The 16,681-nt window shown below is 70.0% G+C and carries 14 protein-coding genes; 8 read left to right on the top strand and 6 right to left on the bottom strand.

Features of this window, described 5'->3' with window-relative positions:
* The first annotated feature begins 1 nt into the window (after position 1).
* Both QF035_RS37875 and ybaK read left to right on the top strand, forming a co-directional pair.
* Positions 2–742 (top strand): LON peptidase substrate-binding domain-containing protein, encoded by a 741-nt coding sequence (locus QF035_RS37875; protein ID WP_190230354.1) that lies wholly within the window; start codon positions 2–4, stop codon positions 740–742.
* Positions 743–773: 31 nt separating this feature from the next.
* The gene (gene ybaK, locus QF035_RS37870; protein WP_307525469.1) at positions 774–1,277 is read left to right on the top strand and encodes a Cys-tRNA(Pro) deacylase; all 504 of its coding nucleotides are present in this window, start codon (positions 774–776) and stop codon (positions 1,275–1,277) included.
* Positions 1,278–1,471: 194 nt separating this feature from the next.
* Here the strand turns inward: ybaK and QF035_RS37865 are convergent, their stop codons facing one another.
* The 4 genes from QF035_RS37865 to QF035_RS37850 all read right to left on the bottom strand — a co-directional run bounded on the left by QF035_RS37865 (position 1,472) and on the right by QF035_RS37850 (position 5,527).
* On the bottom strand, positions 1,472–2,107 hold the full coding sequence (locus tag QF035_RS37865; RefSeq protein ID WP_307525467.1) for an AAA family ATPase: 636 nt from the start codon (positions 2,105–2,107) through the stop codon (positions 1,472–1,474).
* Positions 2,108–2,141: 34 nt separating this feature from the next.
* Complete coding sequence (locus tag QF035_RS37860; RefSeq protein ID WP_307525466.1) at positions 2,142–2,993, bottom strand: ABC transporter permease; 852 nt, start codon at positions 2,991–2,993, stop codon at positions 2,142–2,144.
* 70 nt (positions 2,994–3,063) lie between these two features.
* Positions 3,064–4,044 carry an ABC transporter ATP-binding protein gene (locus QF035_RS37855; protein ID WP_307531734.1) on the bottom strand — a complete coding sequence of 327 codons (981 nt, stop codon included), beginning with the start codon at positions 4,042–4,044 and terminating at the stop codon, positions 3,064–3,066.
* Positions 4,045–4,306: 262 nt separating this feature from the next.
* Positions 4,307–5,527, bottom strand: coding sequence for an NYN domain-containing protein (locus QF035_RS37850; protein ID WP_307525464.1), 1,221 nt, complete (start codon positions 5,525–5,527; stop codon positions 4,307–4,309).
* Positions 5,528–5,751: 224 nt separating this feature from the next.
* On the opposite strand from QF035_RS37850, the gene QF035_RS37845 reads away from it, so the two are divergent.
* On the top strand, positions 5,752–5,931 hold the full coding sequence (locus tag QF035_RS37845; protein ID WP_143637796.1) for a hypothetical protein: 180 nt from the start codon (positions 5,752–5,754) through the stop codon (positions 5,929–5,931).
* 152 nt (positions 5,932–6,083) lie between these two features.
* On the opposite strand, the gene dnaE is transcribed toward QF035_RS37845, so the two are convergent.
* The gene (dnaE, locus tag QF035_RS37840) at positions 6,084–9,623 is read right to left on the bottom strand and encodes a DNA polymerase III subunit alpha (protein ID WP_307525461.1); all 3,540 of its coding nucleotides are present in this window, start codon (positions 9,621–9,623) and stop codon (positions 6,084–6,086) included.
* Between the two features lie 300 nt (positions 9,624–9,923).
* On the opposite strand from dnaE, the gene QF035_RS37835 reads away from it, so the two are divergent.
* From QF035_RS37835 to QF035_RS37820, 4 genes are all read left to right on the top strand, one after another.
* On the top strand, positions 9,924–11,276 hold the full coding sequence (locus tag QF035_RS37835) for a DUF2252 domain-containing protein (RefSeq protein WP_307525459.1): 1,353 nt from the start codon (positions 9,924–9,926) through the stop codon (positions 11,274–11,276).
* Positions 11,277–11,360: 84 nt separating this feature from the next.
* Positions 11,361–12,044, top strand: coding sequence for a hypothetical protein (locus tag QF035_RS37830; protein ID WP_307525458.1), 684 nt, complete (start codon positions 11,361–11,363; stop codon positions 12,042–12,044).
* A gap of 46 nt (positions 12,045–12,090) precedes the next feature.
* On the top strand, positions 12,091–12,891 hold the full coding sequence (locus QF035_RS37825) for a DsbA family protein (RefSeq protein WP_307525457.1): 801 nt from the start codon (positions 12,091–12,093) through the stop codon (positions 12,889–12,891).
* Between the two features lie 139 nt (positions 12,892–13,030).
* Positions 13,031–14,689, top strand: coding sequence for an alkaline phosphatase D family protein (locus QF035_RS37820; protein WP_307525455.1), 1,659 nt, complete (start codon positions 13,031–13,033; stop codon positions 14,687–14,689).
* 76 nt (positions 14,690–14,765) lie between these two features.
* Here the strand turns inward: QF035_RS37820 and QF035_RS37815 are convergent, their stop codons facing one another.
* Positions 14,766–15,335 carry a dienelactone hydrolase family protein gene (locus tag QF035_RS37815; RefSeq protein ID WP_307525453.1) on the bottom strand — a complete coding sequence of 190 codons (570 nt, stop codon included), beginning with the start codon at positions 15,333–15,335 and terminating at the stop codon, positions 14,766–14,768.
* Positions 15,336–15,505: 170 nt separating this feature from the next.
* Here QF035_RS37815 and QF035_RS37810 point away from each other — a divergent pair, with 170 nt between their 5' ends.
* The gene (locus QF035_RS37810; protein ID WP_307525451.1) at positions 15,506–16,627 is read left to right on the top strand and encodes a mechanosensitive ion channel family protein; all 1,122 of its coding nucleotides are present in this window, start codon (positions 15,506–15,508) and stop codon (positions 16,625–16,627) included.
* The last annotated feature ends 54 nt before the right edge of the window (positions 16,628–16,681 follow it).

The following is a 16,681-nucleotide window of genomic DNA, read 5'->3' as shown; positions in this document are numbered from 1 at the left end:
CGTGACCACCGTCCGGCTCCCCCTCTTCCCCCTGAACTCGGTGCTGTTCCCCGGGCTCGTACTGCCCCTGAACGTCTTCGAGGAGCGCTATCGCGCGATGATGCGCGAGCTCCTGAAGACCCCCGAGGACGATCCACGCCGGTTCGTCGTCGTCGCCATCCGCGACGGCCACGAGGTCGCGTCCACCGCGCCCGGCATGCCGGACCAGACCGCCGTACCCCAGCGCGGGCCCGCGGCAGGCTTCGGCGACGACCCGGCGAAGGCCTTCCACGAGGTCGGGTGCGTCGCGGACGCGGCGACCATCCGGGAACGGGCCGACGGCAGCTTCGAGGTGCTCGCCACCGGGACGACCCGGGTACGGCTGCTCTCCGTGGACGCCTCTGGTGCCTTTCTGACGGCCGAACTGGAGGAGCTGGAGGAAGACCCGGGCGAGGAGGCCGGCGCGCTGGCCCAGGGCGTGCTGCGGGCCTTCCGGCAGTATCAGAAGCGGCTCGCGGGGGCCCGGGAACGGTCCCTGTCGACCGGGGCCGAGCTGCCGGACGAGCCGGCCGTCGTCTCGTACCTGGTCGCCGCCGCGGCGATGCTCGACGTACCGGCGAAACAGCGGCTGCTCCAAGCCCCGGACACGGCGTCCCGCCTCCGCGAGGAGCTGACGCTGCTGCGCGCGGAGACCGCGATCATCCGCAACCTGCCGTCGCTGCCCGCGTCGGAGCTGACACGGGGGCCGACGAGTCTCAACTGACGTGGACCACCGAGGGCAAAGGGCAGAGGTCTTGGCGAAGAAGTCGAAGAAGCAGCAGCAGCCGGGAGGGACGCCCGCGACCGTGGCGCTCACCGCGGCGGGCGTCGAGTTCACGGTCCACTCCTACGAGCACGATCCCTCGCACCCCTCGTACGGGGAGGAGGCGGCCGAGGCGATGGGCGTCTCCCCGGACCGGGTCTTCAAGACGCTGGTCGCGGACGTCGACGGGGAGCTCACCGTGGCCGTCGTCCCGGTGGCCGGCTCGCTCGACCTGAAGGCGCTGGCCTCGGCGGTGGGCGGCAAGCGGGCCGCGATGGCCGATCCGGCCGCCGCGGAGCGCTCCAGCGGGTATGTGCGCGGGGGTATCTCGCCGCTCGGGCAGCGGAAGCGGCTGCGTACGGTGCTGGACGCGTCGGCCTCGGCCTACGCCACCGTTTGTGTGTCTGCGGGGCGGCGGGGGCTCGAGGTGGAGCTTGCTCCGGAGGATCTGGCGAAGCTCACGGATGCGGTTCTGGCTCCTGTCGGGCGTGCGTGAGCCCTCGACGGGGGGCCGGTTCTCGGTTAAGTACCCAGGACATGTCGAAGAAGACGCGCAAGAGGAAGTGGCGGGTCAAGAAGGGTCGGTCCAACCACGGGCATCGGCCGGCATAGGACCGTTCGCAGCCGCGGGTGCGTGGGGGTTGCTCGCGCCCACGCGGCGAAGCCGCAAATGTCACAGCCCCGCGCCCCTTACGGGCCGCTGTGAGGGAACTGGGGCTGGTCGTACGGGTCCGGGTCTCTTGGGGCGAAGAGGGCTGTCAGGCCCAGGTGGACCAGGAGGGCCGAGACGGACCAGGCGAGCAGGGCGCCCTTGGCGTTGAGCTCGAGGGGGGCGTCGAACGTGACGCCCTTGCCTGCCTCCTTGGCGTGGGCGATCACGTCCTGGGTGGGGCCGAGCCAGATGCCCAGGCGCCAGGCGAGCAGGGAGGCGAGGATGCCCCCGACGGTGAGCGCGACGATCAGCGGGATGCCGCCACGACGCCGCAGAAGGAAGACGACCACCGCGGTGACCAGGCCGAAGCCGACCGCGAGCAGGGAGAAGGTGCCGTCCACGCCGATGACCTGCTCCCCCTCCGCATCCTTGGGATAGACCGCCGCGCCGTCCGAGACCAGCGGCACCCGTGGCGCCAGCCAGCACCACAGCAGTCCGAGCAGCACGCCGCCGATCGCCGTCGCGACCGTGATGACGGCGGCCTCGCGCAGTTCGGTCTTCATCCCGGGGCCGTCCTCCTCATGAACGGGCGCGTACCCGGGGGGCGGCGCCTGCCAGACGTGGTGCGGAGGCTGGTGGTTCGGCTGTGGAGGCGGAGTCAGCGGTGCGGTCACACCGACATCGTGCCAGGCCCGCCTGTCAGCCGCGTCACCGGACGGCCGCCCGGCGGTAGGCCCAGGTCGCGACGGCCAGCGAGGCGACGCCGACTCCCGCGCACACGGCGAGGTCGAGCAGGACGACAGCCCAGTCCGGGTCCGCCCCGAAGGTCAGCGCGAAGGCCTCGACGCCGTACGTGGAAGGCAGCAGGTCACGCGCGTACTGGACGACCGTCGGCAGCCGGTCCGGCGGCAGCACGCCGAGCAGCAGTGCGGCGGACATGCCCAACTGTCCGAGCAGTGTGGCGAGTTCGGGCCGCGGAGCGAGCAGTCCGAGCGCCGCCCCGAGCCCGGCGAGCGCGGCGCCCGCGAGCGGGATGACGGCGATGAGGATCCACAGGTGGGTCAGCGGCAGCCCGAAGAGCATGCAGCCGACCACGGCGGTGACAAGGGTCCCCGGCACGGTGAAGGAGGCGTACGCGGCGGCCGCGCCGAGCACGACTGCGGCGGGCGGCACGGGCAGCGTCGCGTAGTGGTCGAGGCCGCCGCTGGCGCGCAGCTGGCCGAAGTACTGGGCGAGCAGGTTGAGCGCCACGAACGCGACCACGAGGACCGATGAACCGGCCACCACGGCATGTGCCTCGTCCCCGCCGTCCACGACCCCGCGCATCAGGACCATGATCCCGACGGACTGGAAGGTCGCCACGAACAGCAGCGGGATCCGCGCCACCCGGGCCCGGGAGAGCTGCGCCCGGTAGACGGCGGCCAGGGCCGGCCACAGCCGCGCGCGCGGCCCGAGCCCGGCCACGGCACGGACTCCGTCCTCGGCGTCCGTGCCATCACCGGACCAGCTCCCGTCCGCACGGGCTGCGCCGGGCAGGACCTCGGCGGGTACGACACTCACGTCGAGCGGCTCCTGTTCGCTTCGGCTGTCGTCCTGTACCTGTTCCGTACGGCTGTGGAGGCCCGCACGCTCATGCCTTGACCAACCCCCGTACGTTTCCGGCGCTGCCGCCCAGCGCCAGGTACACGTCCTCCAGGCTCGGCGTCGCGAGCGTGAAGTCGTCCAGGGCCGCGAAGGCGGCGCCGCCGGTGACGGCCGCCACGGCCGCGCGGGCCTCCTCGGGGGCGAGCCGCAGCGACCAGCGACGGCCCGACTCTACGGCCCGGTCGCGCAGGGCGGCGACCTCGGGCACGTCGAGGGGCGCTCGCTCGCGCCAGACGAGTTCGAGGCGCACCTCGCCGGCGACCTGCTCCTTCAGCCCGGTGGGCGTGTCGCAGGCGATGACACGACCCCGGTCGAGAACGGCGACGCGGTCGAGGACCGTCTCCGCCTCGATGACGTTGTGGGTGACCAGGAGGACCGTCGTGGCGTGCTCGACCCGGCGCCGGTCGACGGCGCCCCAGACGGCGCGGCGGGCGACGGGGTCCATGCCGGTGGTCGGCTCGTCGAGGACGAGGAAGGGCCGCGCGCCGACGAGCGTGGTGGCGAAGCAGGCGAGTCTGCGCTGCCCGCCGGACAGTTTCTTCAGCGGCCGCGAGGCCAGCGCGGTGAGCCCGAGCTCCTCCAGGACCTCGTCCCGCTCGGCCCGCGCGCTGCGTACGTCGAGCCCGCGCAGCCGCCCGGTGGTCTCCGCGGCGAGCGACACGGTCAGCTCGTCGAGCGCGGTGGACTCCTGTCCCAGGTACGCCAGAATCCGCGCCGCCCGCTCGGGATGGCGCACGATGTCGTGCCCGAGGATCTCGACACTGCCGCGGTCGGGGCGCATCAGCCCGGTCAGCTGCCGTACGAGGGTGGTCTTGCCCGCTCCGTTCGGTCCGAGCAGCCCGAAGATCTCACCTCGCCGGATGTCGATCCGTACCCCGTCGGTGGCCCGCACCTCGGGCGTCCCGGGTGCTCCGCGCCGCCCACGCACCGCCGGATAGGTCTTCGTCAGATCCCGCACCGCGCACACGACATCCCCACCGTGCCCGTTCCGGACTCCCTGTGCGGTGCGCGTACTCACGAGGACTGAGGGTACGGGGTCCCACCCCCAAACCAACGCCCGGGGCGGGCATACGCCCAATATCGGCCCCACCCGACGCCCCGCCGGGGCACGAGGAACACCGGGCCGTGCCCCTTCAGGGGCGCGGGGAACTGCGCGACAAGCCCCCACCGGCCCGCAGCCGACCCACAACCCTCCCGGGCCGGCGGCAAGCCAACCTCAACCGAACCCCCTACTCCCCCGCGGGAGCATGCTCGGCAGCGGTCCGCACGTCGATCTCCCGCCAGAACCCCGCGCGAATCGCATACCGATCATGCTCATCGATCTGATCGTCCTTGTGCGCAAGCAGCCCGAACCGAGCCGCATACCGCAACAGCTCCCCGTCGATCCGGTGCGGCACCCGGGGATACATCGTCGACAGCTTCTGCAACTGGGCCTGGTCCGACAACCGCCCCATCCACCGCCGGGCGAACACCTGCCCGACCTCGTACGGATCCCCACCCACCGTCGTGATGTCCTCCTCACGATCGGCCCACCGCTGCTCGGCCGACGTGAGCTGCGCGAGCGTGGGCAGCAGCGCGGCCTCCGCGGACTCCGCGGCGGTACCGGGCCGGTCGACCCACCCCTTGTCGGAGGACCACCGCAGCGTCGCGTTGGCGGGCTGCGGATGCGCATGCGTCCCGGGCGCCCGCAACGCGGCCAGATCCTTCGGCGTCGGAACGCCGCCCTTGGCGGCCGGCGCCCTCTCCTCCGTGCCGTTCTCACTGGGCGCGGCCTGCGCGTGCTCGGCATCCCGCGAGGGCCGCTCCCCCGAGGAGGACAGCGCGGACTCGGGCAACGGCGCGGAGAGGATCGCGGCGATCTCCGGCCGCGGAACGGGCGGCGGCGCGCAGACCCCGCCGAGATCCTTGGCCTGGACGGCCTTGGTGATCCAGATGCGGTCGAGGACCCGCCGCTCGTCGGCCTCGGCGACCAGGTCCTCGGACTGGTTGTAGTCGCCGTCGGCGGCCTGCACGGCCCACAGGTGCACGGCGACCCCGTGCTCCTTCGCGGCCATCATGCCGGGCAGCAGATCCCCGTCCCCGGTGACGAGCACGACGTCGGAGCAGGCACGGTTGCGCGCCAGCTCCGTGAGCTCGGCGTGCATGGCGGCGTCCACGCCCTTCTGCGCCCAGCGCCCGTCGCTGCGGGTCAGCGCGCCCAGGCGCACCGTGACCCGCGGCATCACCCGCAGTCTGCGGTGCTCGGGCTGCGGTACGCGGTCGGGGGCGCCGTCGAACCAATAGATGCGCAACAGGGGCCGTTCCGTGTCGGACTCGGCGCGCTCGCGCAGGCCCTGGATGAGGGCGGCGTGGTCGACGGTGATCCGGGAGCGGGAGGAATCCCCGGCGAGGAGACTGGCAGCAGCCCCGAGCAGGTACCCGGCGTCCACCAGGACAATGCAGCGGTCCACGCGATCCACCCTCTTTCCGGGAGGTTTGCTTCGGGCTTCCTTCGAGTCTGCCCGACCCTGCGGAGGTTAACGGCCGGAACTCGATCTTCGGCGTGGCGGATCGGCAGATCACTCACCGACAGGGCTTATTACGCACGGTAATTCTCCGAAATGCGCTTGTTGTCGCGCTATGTGAGTCTGGTCCCGGCCCTGGCCCCGAGATCCCCCGTAGGAGGCAGATCACCATGGCCAAGAACAAGAACCGCAAGCAGGGCGGGCAGCAGGACCGCTCCTCGCAGGCCGAGCGCGCGCAGGAGCAGGCAGACCGGTCCTCGGCGGAGGCGCAGCAGTCGCCGATGTCGCAGGCCCAGGGCAGCCCCGCCGATGTCGCCCGCAAGCACCAGAAGCGCTTCGGCCACAACTGAGGCCCGTACGAGGCCTGTTGAGGGCTGCTGAAGCCCAGGCACACGACGAGGGGCGCATCCGCGACGGATGCGCCCCTCTCGTACCTCGCCCACCGGTTCAGGTCGTACCTCGACTACCGGTTCAGCCCGCCTCGCACGTCGAAGACCTTGGTTCAGCCCGCCAGGCAGGACGGCCCGAGCAGCACTTTCAAGTCACCGAAGAGCGCGGGGTCCGGCTTCACCCGGTGCCGGTCGAGCCGCAGGACCGTGGTCTTGCTCGGGCCCTGGAGCCTGATCCGCACCTCGCTCTCGCCCTTGTGATGGCTGAGGATCTCGCCGAGCCTGCTGATCATCGGCGGGGTGACCTTCAGTGCCGGGATGGTGAGGATCACGGGTGCGTTGGTGCCCGCGTTCGACAGGTCCGGGACCTGGAGTTCCATCGCGACGAGCCGGGGCACGTCCTCGCGCTTGTCGAGGCGTCCCTTGACGAACACCACCGCGTCCTCGACGAGTTGGGTCGACACCAGCTGATAGGTCGCCGGGAAGAACATGCACTCGATCGAGCCCGCGAGGTCCTCGACGGTGGCGATCGCCCAGGCGTTGCCCTGCTTGGTCATCTTGCGCTGCAGCCCGGAGATGATGCCGCCGATGGTGACGACCGCGCCGTCCCCGTGCTCGCCGCCGGTGAGCTGGTTGATGCCCGCGTCGGCCTTGTCGGACAGCACGTGCTCCAGGCCGAAGAGCGGGTGGTCGGAGACGTACAGGCCGAGCATCTCCCGCTCCTGGGCGAGCAGATAGGCCTTGTCCCACTCGTCGGTGGTGAACTCGACGTCGAGCCCGAAGCCGGGCTCGCTGCTGTCGTCCTCGCCCATGCCGCCGAAGAGGTCGAACTGGCCCTCGGCCTCCTTGCGCTTGACCGCGACCACGTTGTCGATCATCGGCTCGAAGTGCGCGGTGAGGCCCTTGCGGGTGTGCCCCATCGTGTCGAAGGCGCCGGCCTTGATCAGCGACTCCGTGGTGCGCTTGTTGCACGCGGCCGCCTCGACCTTGTCGAGATAGTCGGGGAACGAGCCGTACTTCCCCTTGGCCTTGCGGCTGCGGATGATCGACTCGACGACGTTCGTACCGACGTTGCGCACCGCCGAGAGGCCGAAGAGGATCACGTCGTCGCCCTGCGCCGCGAAGTTCTGCTCGGACTCGTTGACGTTCGGCGGCAGGACCTTGATCTTCATGCGCCGGCACTCGTTGAGATAGACCGCCGACTTGTCCTTGTCGTCCTTGACCGAGGTGAGCAGCGCGGCCATGTACTCGGCCGGGTAGTTCGCCTTCAGATAGCCGGTCCAGTACGACACCAGCCCGTACGCGGCGGAGTGCGCCTTGTTGAACGCGTATCCGGCGAACGGGACCAGCACGTCCCACAGGGCCTGGATCGCCTCGGCGCTGTAGCCGTTCTTCTGGGCGCCCTCCTGGAAGAGGACGAAGTTCTTCGCCAGCTCGTCGGGCTTCTTCTTGCCCATCACGCGGCGCAGGATGTCGGCCTCGCCGAGCGAGTAGCCGGCGATGATCTGGGCGGCCTTCTGGACCTGCTCCTGGTAGACGATCAGGCCGTAGGTGACCGCGAGGACCTCCTCGAGCGGCTCCTCCAGCTCCTTGTGGATCGGCGTGATCTCCTGGCGCTTGTTCTTGCGCTCCGCGTAGTTGATGTGCGAGTTCATGCCCATCGGGCCCGGCCGGTAGAGGGCCGAGACGGCGGAGATGTCCTCGAAGTTGTCGGGCTGCATCTGGCGGAGCAGCGAGCGCATCGGGCCGCCGTCGAACTGGAAGACACCGAGGGTGTCACCGCGGCAGAGCAGTTCGAAGGTCTTGGGGTCGTCCAGCGGGAGGGAGAGCATCTCCAGATCGATGCCCTTGTTGGCCTTCACCATCTTGATGGCGTCGTCCATGATCGTGAGGTTGCGCAGGCCCAGGAAGTCCATCTTGAGCAGGCCGAGCGACTCGCACTGCGGGTAGTCCCACTGCGTGATCGTGACGTTGTCGGTGTGCCGCACCCAGACCGGGGCGTGGTCGACGATGGGCTCGCTGGACATGATCACGCCGGCCGCGTGCACACCCATCTGCCGGACCAGACCCTCGACGCCCTTCGCGGTGTCGATGACCTTCTTCACATCCGGCTCGTTCTCGTACATCCCGCGGATCTCACCGGCCTCGCCGTAGCGCGGGTGCTTGGGATCGGTGATGCCGTTCAGGTCGATGCCCTTGCCGAGGACGTCGGCGGGCATCGCCTTGGTGAGCCGGTCGCCCATCGCGTACGGGTAGCCCAGCACGCGCGCGGAGTCCTTGATGGCGTTCTTCGCCTTGATCTTGCCGTACGTGCCGATCATGGCGACCTTGTCGGCGCCGTACTTCTCCGTCACGTACCTGATCACCTCGACGCGCCGACGCTCGTCGAAGTCGATGTCGACGTCGGGCATGGAGACGCGCTCGGGGTTCAGGAACCGCTCGAAGATCAGACCGTGCGGGATCGGGTCGAGGTCGGTGATGCCCATGGCGTACGACACGATCGAACCGGCCGCGGAGCCACGGCCGGGGCCGACCGCGATGCCCTGCTTCTTGGCCCACATGATGAAGTCGGCGACGACGAGGAAGTACCCCGGGAACCCCATCTGGATGATGACGTCCATCTCGTACTCGGCCTGCTTCTGGCGGTCCTCGGGGACGCCGCCGGGGAAGCGGCGCGCCATGCCGCGGCGCACCTCCTCCTGGAACCAGGTGACCTCGGTGAAGCCGTCGGGGATGTCGAACTTGGGCATGAGGTTCTTCGCCTCGAACATGCCCGTCGTGTCGATCTGTTCGGCCACCAGGAGGGTGTTCGCACACCCCTCCTGCCAGGCCTCCGAGGAGTCGACGGCGTACATCTCGTCCGTCGACTTCAGGTAGTAACCGGTCCCGTCGAAGCGGAAGCGGTCCGGATCGGAGAGGTTCTTGCCGGTCTGGATGCACAGCAGCGCGTCGTGCGCGGTCGCCTCGTGTGCGTACGTGTAGTGCGAGTCGTTCGTCACCAGCGGCGGGATGCCCAGCTTCTTGCCCACCCGCAGCAGGTCGTCACGGACCCGGCTCTCGATCTCGATGCCGTGGTCCATCAGCTCCAGGAAGTACCGGTCCTTGCCGAAGATGTCCTGGTACTCCGAGGCCGCCTTCACCGCCTCGTCGAACTGGCCCAGGCGCAAGCGGGTCTGCAGCTCACCGGAAGGGCATCCCGTGGAGGCGATCAGCCCCTCGGACCACTGGGAGATGGTCTCCTTGTCCATCCGCGGCCACTTCTGCAGCCAGCCCTCGGCATACGCGTCCGAGGACAGCCGGAACAGGTTGTGCAGGCCCGTCTTGTCGGCCGCCCAGATCGTCTTGTGCGTGTAACCACCGGAGCCGGAGACGTCGTCCCGCTTCTGATGCGGCTGACCCCACTTGATCTTCCGCTTGTTGCGTCGCGACTCGGGGGCGACGTACGCCTCGATGCCGATGATCGGCGTGACGCCCGCCTTCTTGGCCGAGTGGAAGAAGTCGTACGCCCCGTGCAGGTTGCCGTGGTCCGACATCGCGATATGGGTCATGCCCATCTCGTTGCAGGCGTTGAACATGTCCTTCAGCCGCGCGGCACCGTCCAGCAGCGAGTACTGGGTGTGGACGTGCAGGTGCGTGAACGGCGGCTTTGACACGGCTTCGGCCTCCAAGGGAAACAGGTGCGGCGCGTAGCGCCTCGATGAGGGGCGGCGGTCGGGTGACGGGTGGGCAGGCGTCGACGGACTCCCGACAGGCTGCGAACAGTCTGGCGGACAGCGTCGAAGTCTATGCCTCGGCACTGACACTCGGAGGAGTCTCCCCCGTACCTTCGTGAGGGGAAGACGGGCACTCCCGCGTACCTTCGTCCGTTGGAAGATGACGGAGACATCCGCTCCGGCGGACGGCACATTCCGTCCCACTTGTCATGCACCACCTGCACCAGGAGGCACCCAGCGATGTCGGTTCCGCAGCTCAGCGCCGAGCAACGCGGCGAACAGATCCTCGCCGTATTCGACACCGCCTTCGGCGAACTGCTGGCCGCCGACCCGGCCGCGTTCCGCGTGAAGTTCCGGAAGATGGCGGCCTCCGCGTTCGCCTTCTACCGCGGCACGGCCGGCCTCTTCTACCACGACCTGGAGCAGGAGAACGCCGGGCGGGGTGGTGGGAGGATTCTGAGTGGACCGTACCTGGACGAGCGCACCTCGCGGGTGTGGATCCACGGCGACCTGCACGCGGAGAACTTCGGCACGTACATGGACGCCCAGGGGCGCCTGATCTTCAACGTGAACGACTTCGACGAGGCGTATGTCGGCCCCTTCACCTGGGACCTCAAGCGCCTCGCGGCCTCGGTGGCCCTGATCGGCTACGCGAAGGCCCTGAGCGACGAGCAGATCACCGACCTCGTCCGGACGTACGCGGCGGCCTACCGCGAGCGCATCCACGCCCTGGCGACGGGCGCCAAGAGCGACGAGGTGCCGCCCTTCACGCTGGACACCGCGCAGGGCCCCCTCCTGGACGCCCTGCGTGACGCCCGCTCGCTGACCCGCTTCGGGCTGCTCGACTCGATGACGGAGATCCGCGACTTCGAGCGCCGCTTCGCGCCGGGCGGCGGCTCCATCGAGCTGGACGCGGCCACGCGCTACAAGGTCCTCGCGGCCTTCGACGGCTACCTGGAGACGCTGCCCGAGGCGTCCCTCTCCCGCCCGGACTCGTACCGCGTGAAGGACGTCGTGGGCCGCCGCGGCATCGGCATCGGCTCGGCAGGGCTGCCCTCGTACAACATCCTTCTGGAGGGCGCCACCGACGCCCTGGAGAACGATGTGGTGATCTACATCAAGCAGGCCCAGACCCCGGCCGTCTCCCGGCACATCACGGACTCCTCGATCCGTGAGTACTTCCAGCACGAGGGCCACCGCACGGTGATCTCCCAGCGCGCCCTCCAGGCGCACGCGGACCCGTGGCTTGGCTGGACCGAGCTGGACGGCGCGGGCCAGCTCGTCGCCGAGGTCTCGCCGTACGCGGTGGACCTGGACTGGAGCGACATCGACGACCCGGAGGAGATCGCGGCGGTCGTCGCGGACCTCGGCCGCTCCACCGCCACCATGCACGCGGCGGCGGACGACGAGAGCGGCCACTCGGAGCTGGTGCCGTTCTCCACGGAGCGCGCCATCGACGCGGCGATCGCGGGCGACGAGGACAGCTTCGGCGACCTCCTTGTCGACTTCGCGCACGAGTACGGCGCACGGGCGCGTGCCGACCACCAGATCTTCGTGGACCTTTTCCGTAACGGCCGGATTCCGGGTCTGTAGGCATCGCACAACGTAGACAGCGCACAACGCACAGGAACCCTTTAGGGACCTCTTACAGGAGTACGTGGGACACTCTCCTCCGCTATGGACATATCAGGGACCCAGCTCAGAGCCGTGCGCGCGGCGCTGTTCACGGCACTCGTCGTGACGCTCAGCACCGCGTCGCACGTGCTGCTGTCCCAGGTCCCGCTGCCGCTCACCACCGTGGCCGTGATCGCGGGTGCCGTCTTCGTCGTCGCGTACGCGCTGGCGGGCCGTGAGCGCGGCTTCGGGCGGATCGCCGCCCTGCTGATCCCGCTGGAGCTGGCCGCCGACACGCTGTTCACCGCCGGACAGCACGCCTGCTACGGCAGGGCGGGCGGCCCGGTCACCGGCCCGCTGCGCTCGGTCGGTCTCGACGTGCTGTGCGGCGGCGAGGTCGGCACCCCGCTGGCGCGGGTCGCCGGCGGCGAGACCCAGCCCGCCGCGGCCCTGCTCGCGAACGCCGATCCGGCCGCCGCCTGGCTGCTGCTCGGCGCACACATCGGTGTGGGTCTGCTCGCGGCCGCCTGGCTGCGGCGCGGCGAGCGGGCCCTGGCCCAGCTCCTGGACGCGGTGGCCGCCGCCACCTTCCGGCCCCTGCTGATCGCGGTCGCCGCGGTGACCGTCCACTTCACTCCCGTACGCCGGCTGCCGCGCCCCACGCGCCGGGTCGCCGCAACGCGTACGCGCCTCTTCGTGCACTCCCTGGGACGGCGTGGACCGCCGTGCTCGGCCGTATTCGCCTGAGCACTCCAGTCCCCGTACACCTGTCATCACCACGGAGAACACCATCATGAGCAAGAGGAACAGCCAGGCCGCGAAGTCGGCGGCCCGTGAGCGGCTGCGCGTCGAGCGCGAGCGTCAGGCCAAGCGCGAGAAGGTCAGGCGGCAGGTCATCGTCGCCGGTTCGATCGTCGCGGTGCTCGCGATAGCCGGCGGCATCGGCTACGCCGTCGTACAGAACAACGAGCCCTCCAAGTGGGACGCGGCAGCCGACGCCAAGGTCGTCGCCCCCGCCAACACCAGCGGCACGAACGGCACGACCATCGTGGTCGGCGACTCCAAGACCAAGAACACGGTCCACCTCTACGAGGACGCGCGCTGCCCGGCCTGCGCCTCCTTCGAGCAGACCGTCGGCGAGACCGTCAACAAGGGCATGACGGACGGCGACTACAAGCTGTCCTTCACCCTCGGCACCTTCCTCGACGGCAACCTCGGCGGCGACGGCTCGAAGAACGCGCTGAGCGCGCTCGGCGCCGCGCTGAACGTGAGCACCGACGCGTTCCTGGAGTACAAGACCGCGCTGTACTCGACGAAGTACCACCCCGAGGAGACGAAGGACGAGTTCTCCAAGGACAGCTACCTGATCAAGGTGGCGGACACGGTGGACGCGCTGAAGGGCAACAAGAAGTTCCAGGACGCCGTCGAGAAGGGCACGTACGACGCCTGGGCGATGAAGATGAGCAAGATCTTCGACGACGCCAAGGGTGTCGACTCGACGCCGACCATCAAGATCAACGACAAGAAGATCACGAACCCGAGCACGGTCGCCGACTGGCAGAAGTCGCTCAAGGACGCGGGCGTCACCAAGTAGCGCGGGCAGCGCAAGCAGGGCGTGGAGCGAGCAGCTCAAGTGACGCGCGGCATAAGGGCGGGCGAACTCTTCCGGGTTCGCCCGCCTTTCACGTCTTCTGCCTTACCGAAAGCGCTACCCGTCAGTAATCTGATCGGCCGTGACCAGTCGACTCAGATCCCTCTCCAGCCCCAACTCCCCCGCGCCGCGCCGCCGTACGGTGGTCAAGGCGGCCGCGGCCACGGCCGTGCTCGGGGCCCCGCTCGCCGCCGTGCTACCGGCCCGCGCCGCCGAGGCCCCCGCCTTCCTGCACGGCGTCGCCTCCGGAGACCCGCTGCCGGACGGCGTCCTGCTGTGGACCCGGGTGACACCCACGGCCGCGGCGACACCCGGCTCCGGGCTCGGCCCCGATGTCGAGGTCGGCTGGACGGTGGCCACGGACAAGGCGTTCACGAACCTCGTCGCGAAGGGCTCCACCACCGCGACCGCCGCCTCCGACCACACCGTCAAAGCCGACATCCGCGGTCTGAAGCCCGCCACGGCCTACTGGTTCCGCTTCTCCAGCGGTGGCACGGACTCGCCGGCCGCCCGCACCCGCACCGCCCCGGCCCATGACGCGGCCGTGACCGGCATGCGCTTCGGCGTGGTGTCCTGCGCCAACTGGGAGGCCGGCTACTTCGCCGCCTACCGGCACCTGGCCGCGCGCGGCGACCTGGACGCCTGGCTGCATCTGGGCGACTACATCTACGAGTACGGCACCGGCGAGTACGGGACGCGCGACACCGTCGTACGCCCGCACGCCCCCACGCACGAGATAGTCAGCCTCGCCGACTACCGCACCCGGCACGGCCGTTACAAGACCGACGCGGACCTTCAGGCCCTGCACGCCGCGGCCCCCGTCATCGCGATCTGGGACGACCACGAGTTCGCCAACGACACCTGGTCGGGCGGTGCCGAGAACCACACCGAGGGCGCGGAGGGCGCCTGGTCCGCGCGTCAGTCGGCCGCCAAGCAGGCCTACTTCGAGTGGATGCCCGTGCGGCCCGCGATCGCGGGGACCACCTACCGGCGGCTGCGCTTCGGCAAGCTGGCCGACCTCTCGCTGCTCGACCTGCGCTCCTACCGCTCGCAGCAGGTGAAGGTCGGCAACGGCTCGGTGGACGACCCGGACCGTACGCTCACCGGCCGGGCCCAGCTCGACTGGCTGAAGGCGGGCCTGAAGTCCTCCGACACCAGTTGGCGGCTGGTCGGCAACTCCGTCATGATCGCGCCGTTCGCCCTCGGCTCGCTCTCCGCCGAACTCCTGAAACCGCTCGCCGAGCTGCTCGGCCTGCCCAAGGAGGGCCTGGCCCTCAACACCGACCAGTGGGACGGCTACACCGACGACCGCCGCGAACTGCTCACGCACCTGCGGGACAACGCGATCCGCAACACGGTCTTCCTCACCGGAGACATCCACATGGCCTGGGCCAACGACGTGCCGTACAACGCCGGTACGTATCCGCTGTCGGCGTCCGCCGCCACCGAGTTCGTCGTCACGTCGGTGACCTCCGACAACCTCGACGACCTCGTCAAGGTCCCGGAGGGCACGGTCTCCGCCCTCGCCTCACCGCTGATCCGGGCCGCCAACCGCCACGTCCACTGGGTCGACACCGACCGCCACGGCTACGGCGTCCTGGACCTCACGGCCGAGCGGGCGCAGATGGACTACTACGTGCTGTCCAGCCGCACATCCGCGAACGCGACGGCGTCCTGGGCCCGTTCGTACCGCACGCGCAGCGGGACGCAGAAGGTGGAGCGGGTGTACGACCCGGTCTGATCCGGCACGAACGGGACGGAGTCCGGCACCAATGGGACGGAGTCCGTCGCCGACGGGATGAAGTCCGCCGCCGGGGCTACAGGCTGTCGAGGAAGCCGAGCGCCACCTGCCAGGTGGCCTCGGCGGCCTCCTTGTCGTAGTCCGGCAGACCGGGGTCGGTGTAGAGGTGCCCGGCCCCCGCGTATCTGTAGACCTCCACGTCGGCGCCCGCCCTCCCCATCTGGAGATACCAGGCGCTCAGCCAGTCGTCGGGCTCGAAGGCGTCCGGCTCCGCGACGTGCAGCTGGACCGGCAGATCGTCCACCGAGGCGTTCGGCGCGATGTCGGACGTGCCGTGCAGGAGCAGCAGCCCGCGGGCCTTGCTGTCGCCGAGCGCGAGGGTCTGGGCGGTCGCCGCGCCGAGCGAGAACCCGGCGTACACGATCCCCCGGTCCGAATACGGAGCCGCAGCCATGACCGCGCGCTTCAGCAGTTCCTCCCTGCCGAGCTCGTCCTTGAAGGCCCTGCCCTCCTCGACGGTCTCGAAGGTGCGCCCGTCGAACAGATCGGGCGTCCACACCTCGTGTCCCGCCGCGCGCAGCCGGTCCGCCGCGTCACGCACCGCGGGCCGCAGCCCGTAGGTCGAATGGAAGAGCATGATGTTCATGAGCCCATGGTGCCAGCCGGGACCGACAATGCCCTGGCTGGGCCGGACCGGGCCGCCGGACGCGGGCTCGGGCTCGGGGACTGCCGGAACAGGAGCAGAACAGCGCCCGGCGGACGATGGGGCCGAGACCACATGTTCATGACGGCCTCTGTCCGGTTACGGTCGAGGGCATGGAGAACGTGCTGCGCCCGCTGATCGTCGTCGGCGGCTCGCTCGTACTGACGCTGCTGGTCGGCTGGATCGCCGACCTGCTGCTGAAGCGTGCCGACCAACGCCACCAGGGGGTCCCTCTGTGGGGCCTGCTGCGCCGCTGCCGCCTGCCACTGCAGGTCGTGATGTGCACGGCGCTGCTGAGAGGGTCCTACGACCAGGCCGAGATCGCCGTCGATCACTCCGCCGCGATCGGCCAGATCCTGACGCTGGTCCTCATCGGCTCCACGGCCTGGCTCGTGGTCCGCATCGCGACGGCGATCGTCGACTCCTCGTACTCCCGCTACGCCAACGCCCACCGCGATCCGGCCCGCGTCCGCCGAGTCCGTACGCAGGTGACGCTGATCCAGCGTGTGGTGTCGGCGATCGTCGGTGTGGTCGCGGTCGCCGCCATGCTGCTGACGTTCCCCCCGATGCGCGCGGCCGGCGCCTCGCTGCTCGCCTCGGCCGGCGTCCTCGGCATCGTCGCCGGTGTCGCGGCCCAGTCCACGCTCAGCAACATCTTCGCGGGGCTACAGATCGCCTTCGGCGACATGGTGCGACTCGGTGACACGGTGGTGGTGAACGGCGAGTGGGGCACGGTCGACGAGATCACGCTCACCTTCCTGACCGTACGCACCTGGGACGAGCGCCGGTTCACCATGCCGGTCTCGTACTTCACGTCCCAGCCCTTCGAGAACTGGTCCCGCGGCGGCGTGCAGATGACCGGTACGGTCTTCTTCCACCTGGACCACAGCGCGCCCGTCGAGGAGATGCGCGACAAGCTCCGCGACATCCTCCGCGAGTGCCCCGCCTGGGACGGCCGCGACTACGGCCTCGCCGTCACCGACGCCACCCCCAGCACCATGGAGGTCCGCGCCCTGGTCACCGCGAAGGACGCGGACGACATCTGGACGGTGCGCGTCACCGTCCGCGAACAGATGATCCGCTGGCTGACCGCCCACCACCCCTACGCCCTGCCCCGCGTCAACACGGCCGACGCGATCCTCCCCCCGGGCACCCACCCGAACGGCAACGAAGGCCGGCCCCCGCGAACGACACGGGGCCGAGCGGTGGAACCGCCACGAACGGGCCGAGGCTGACGGCAAGCCCACACAGGGGCGCGGGGAACGGCGCGCTCAGCCCCAACGAACGCA

Origin of the sequence: Streptomyces umbrinus (assembly GCF_030817415.1) — a bacterium.
In the GTDB taxonomy this organism is placed as follows: Bacteria; Actinomycetota; Actinomycetes; order Streptomycetales; family Streptomycetaceae; genus Streptomyces; species Streptomyces umbrinus_A.
The sequence above is the reverse complement of the archived record's forward strand: the minus strand, read 5'-3'. Positions and strand labels throughout refer to the sequence as shown.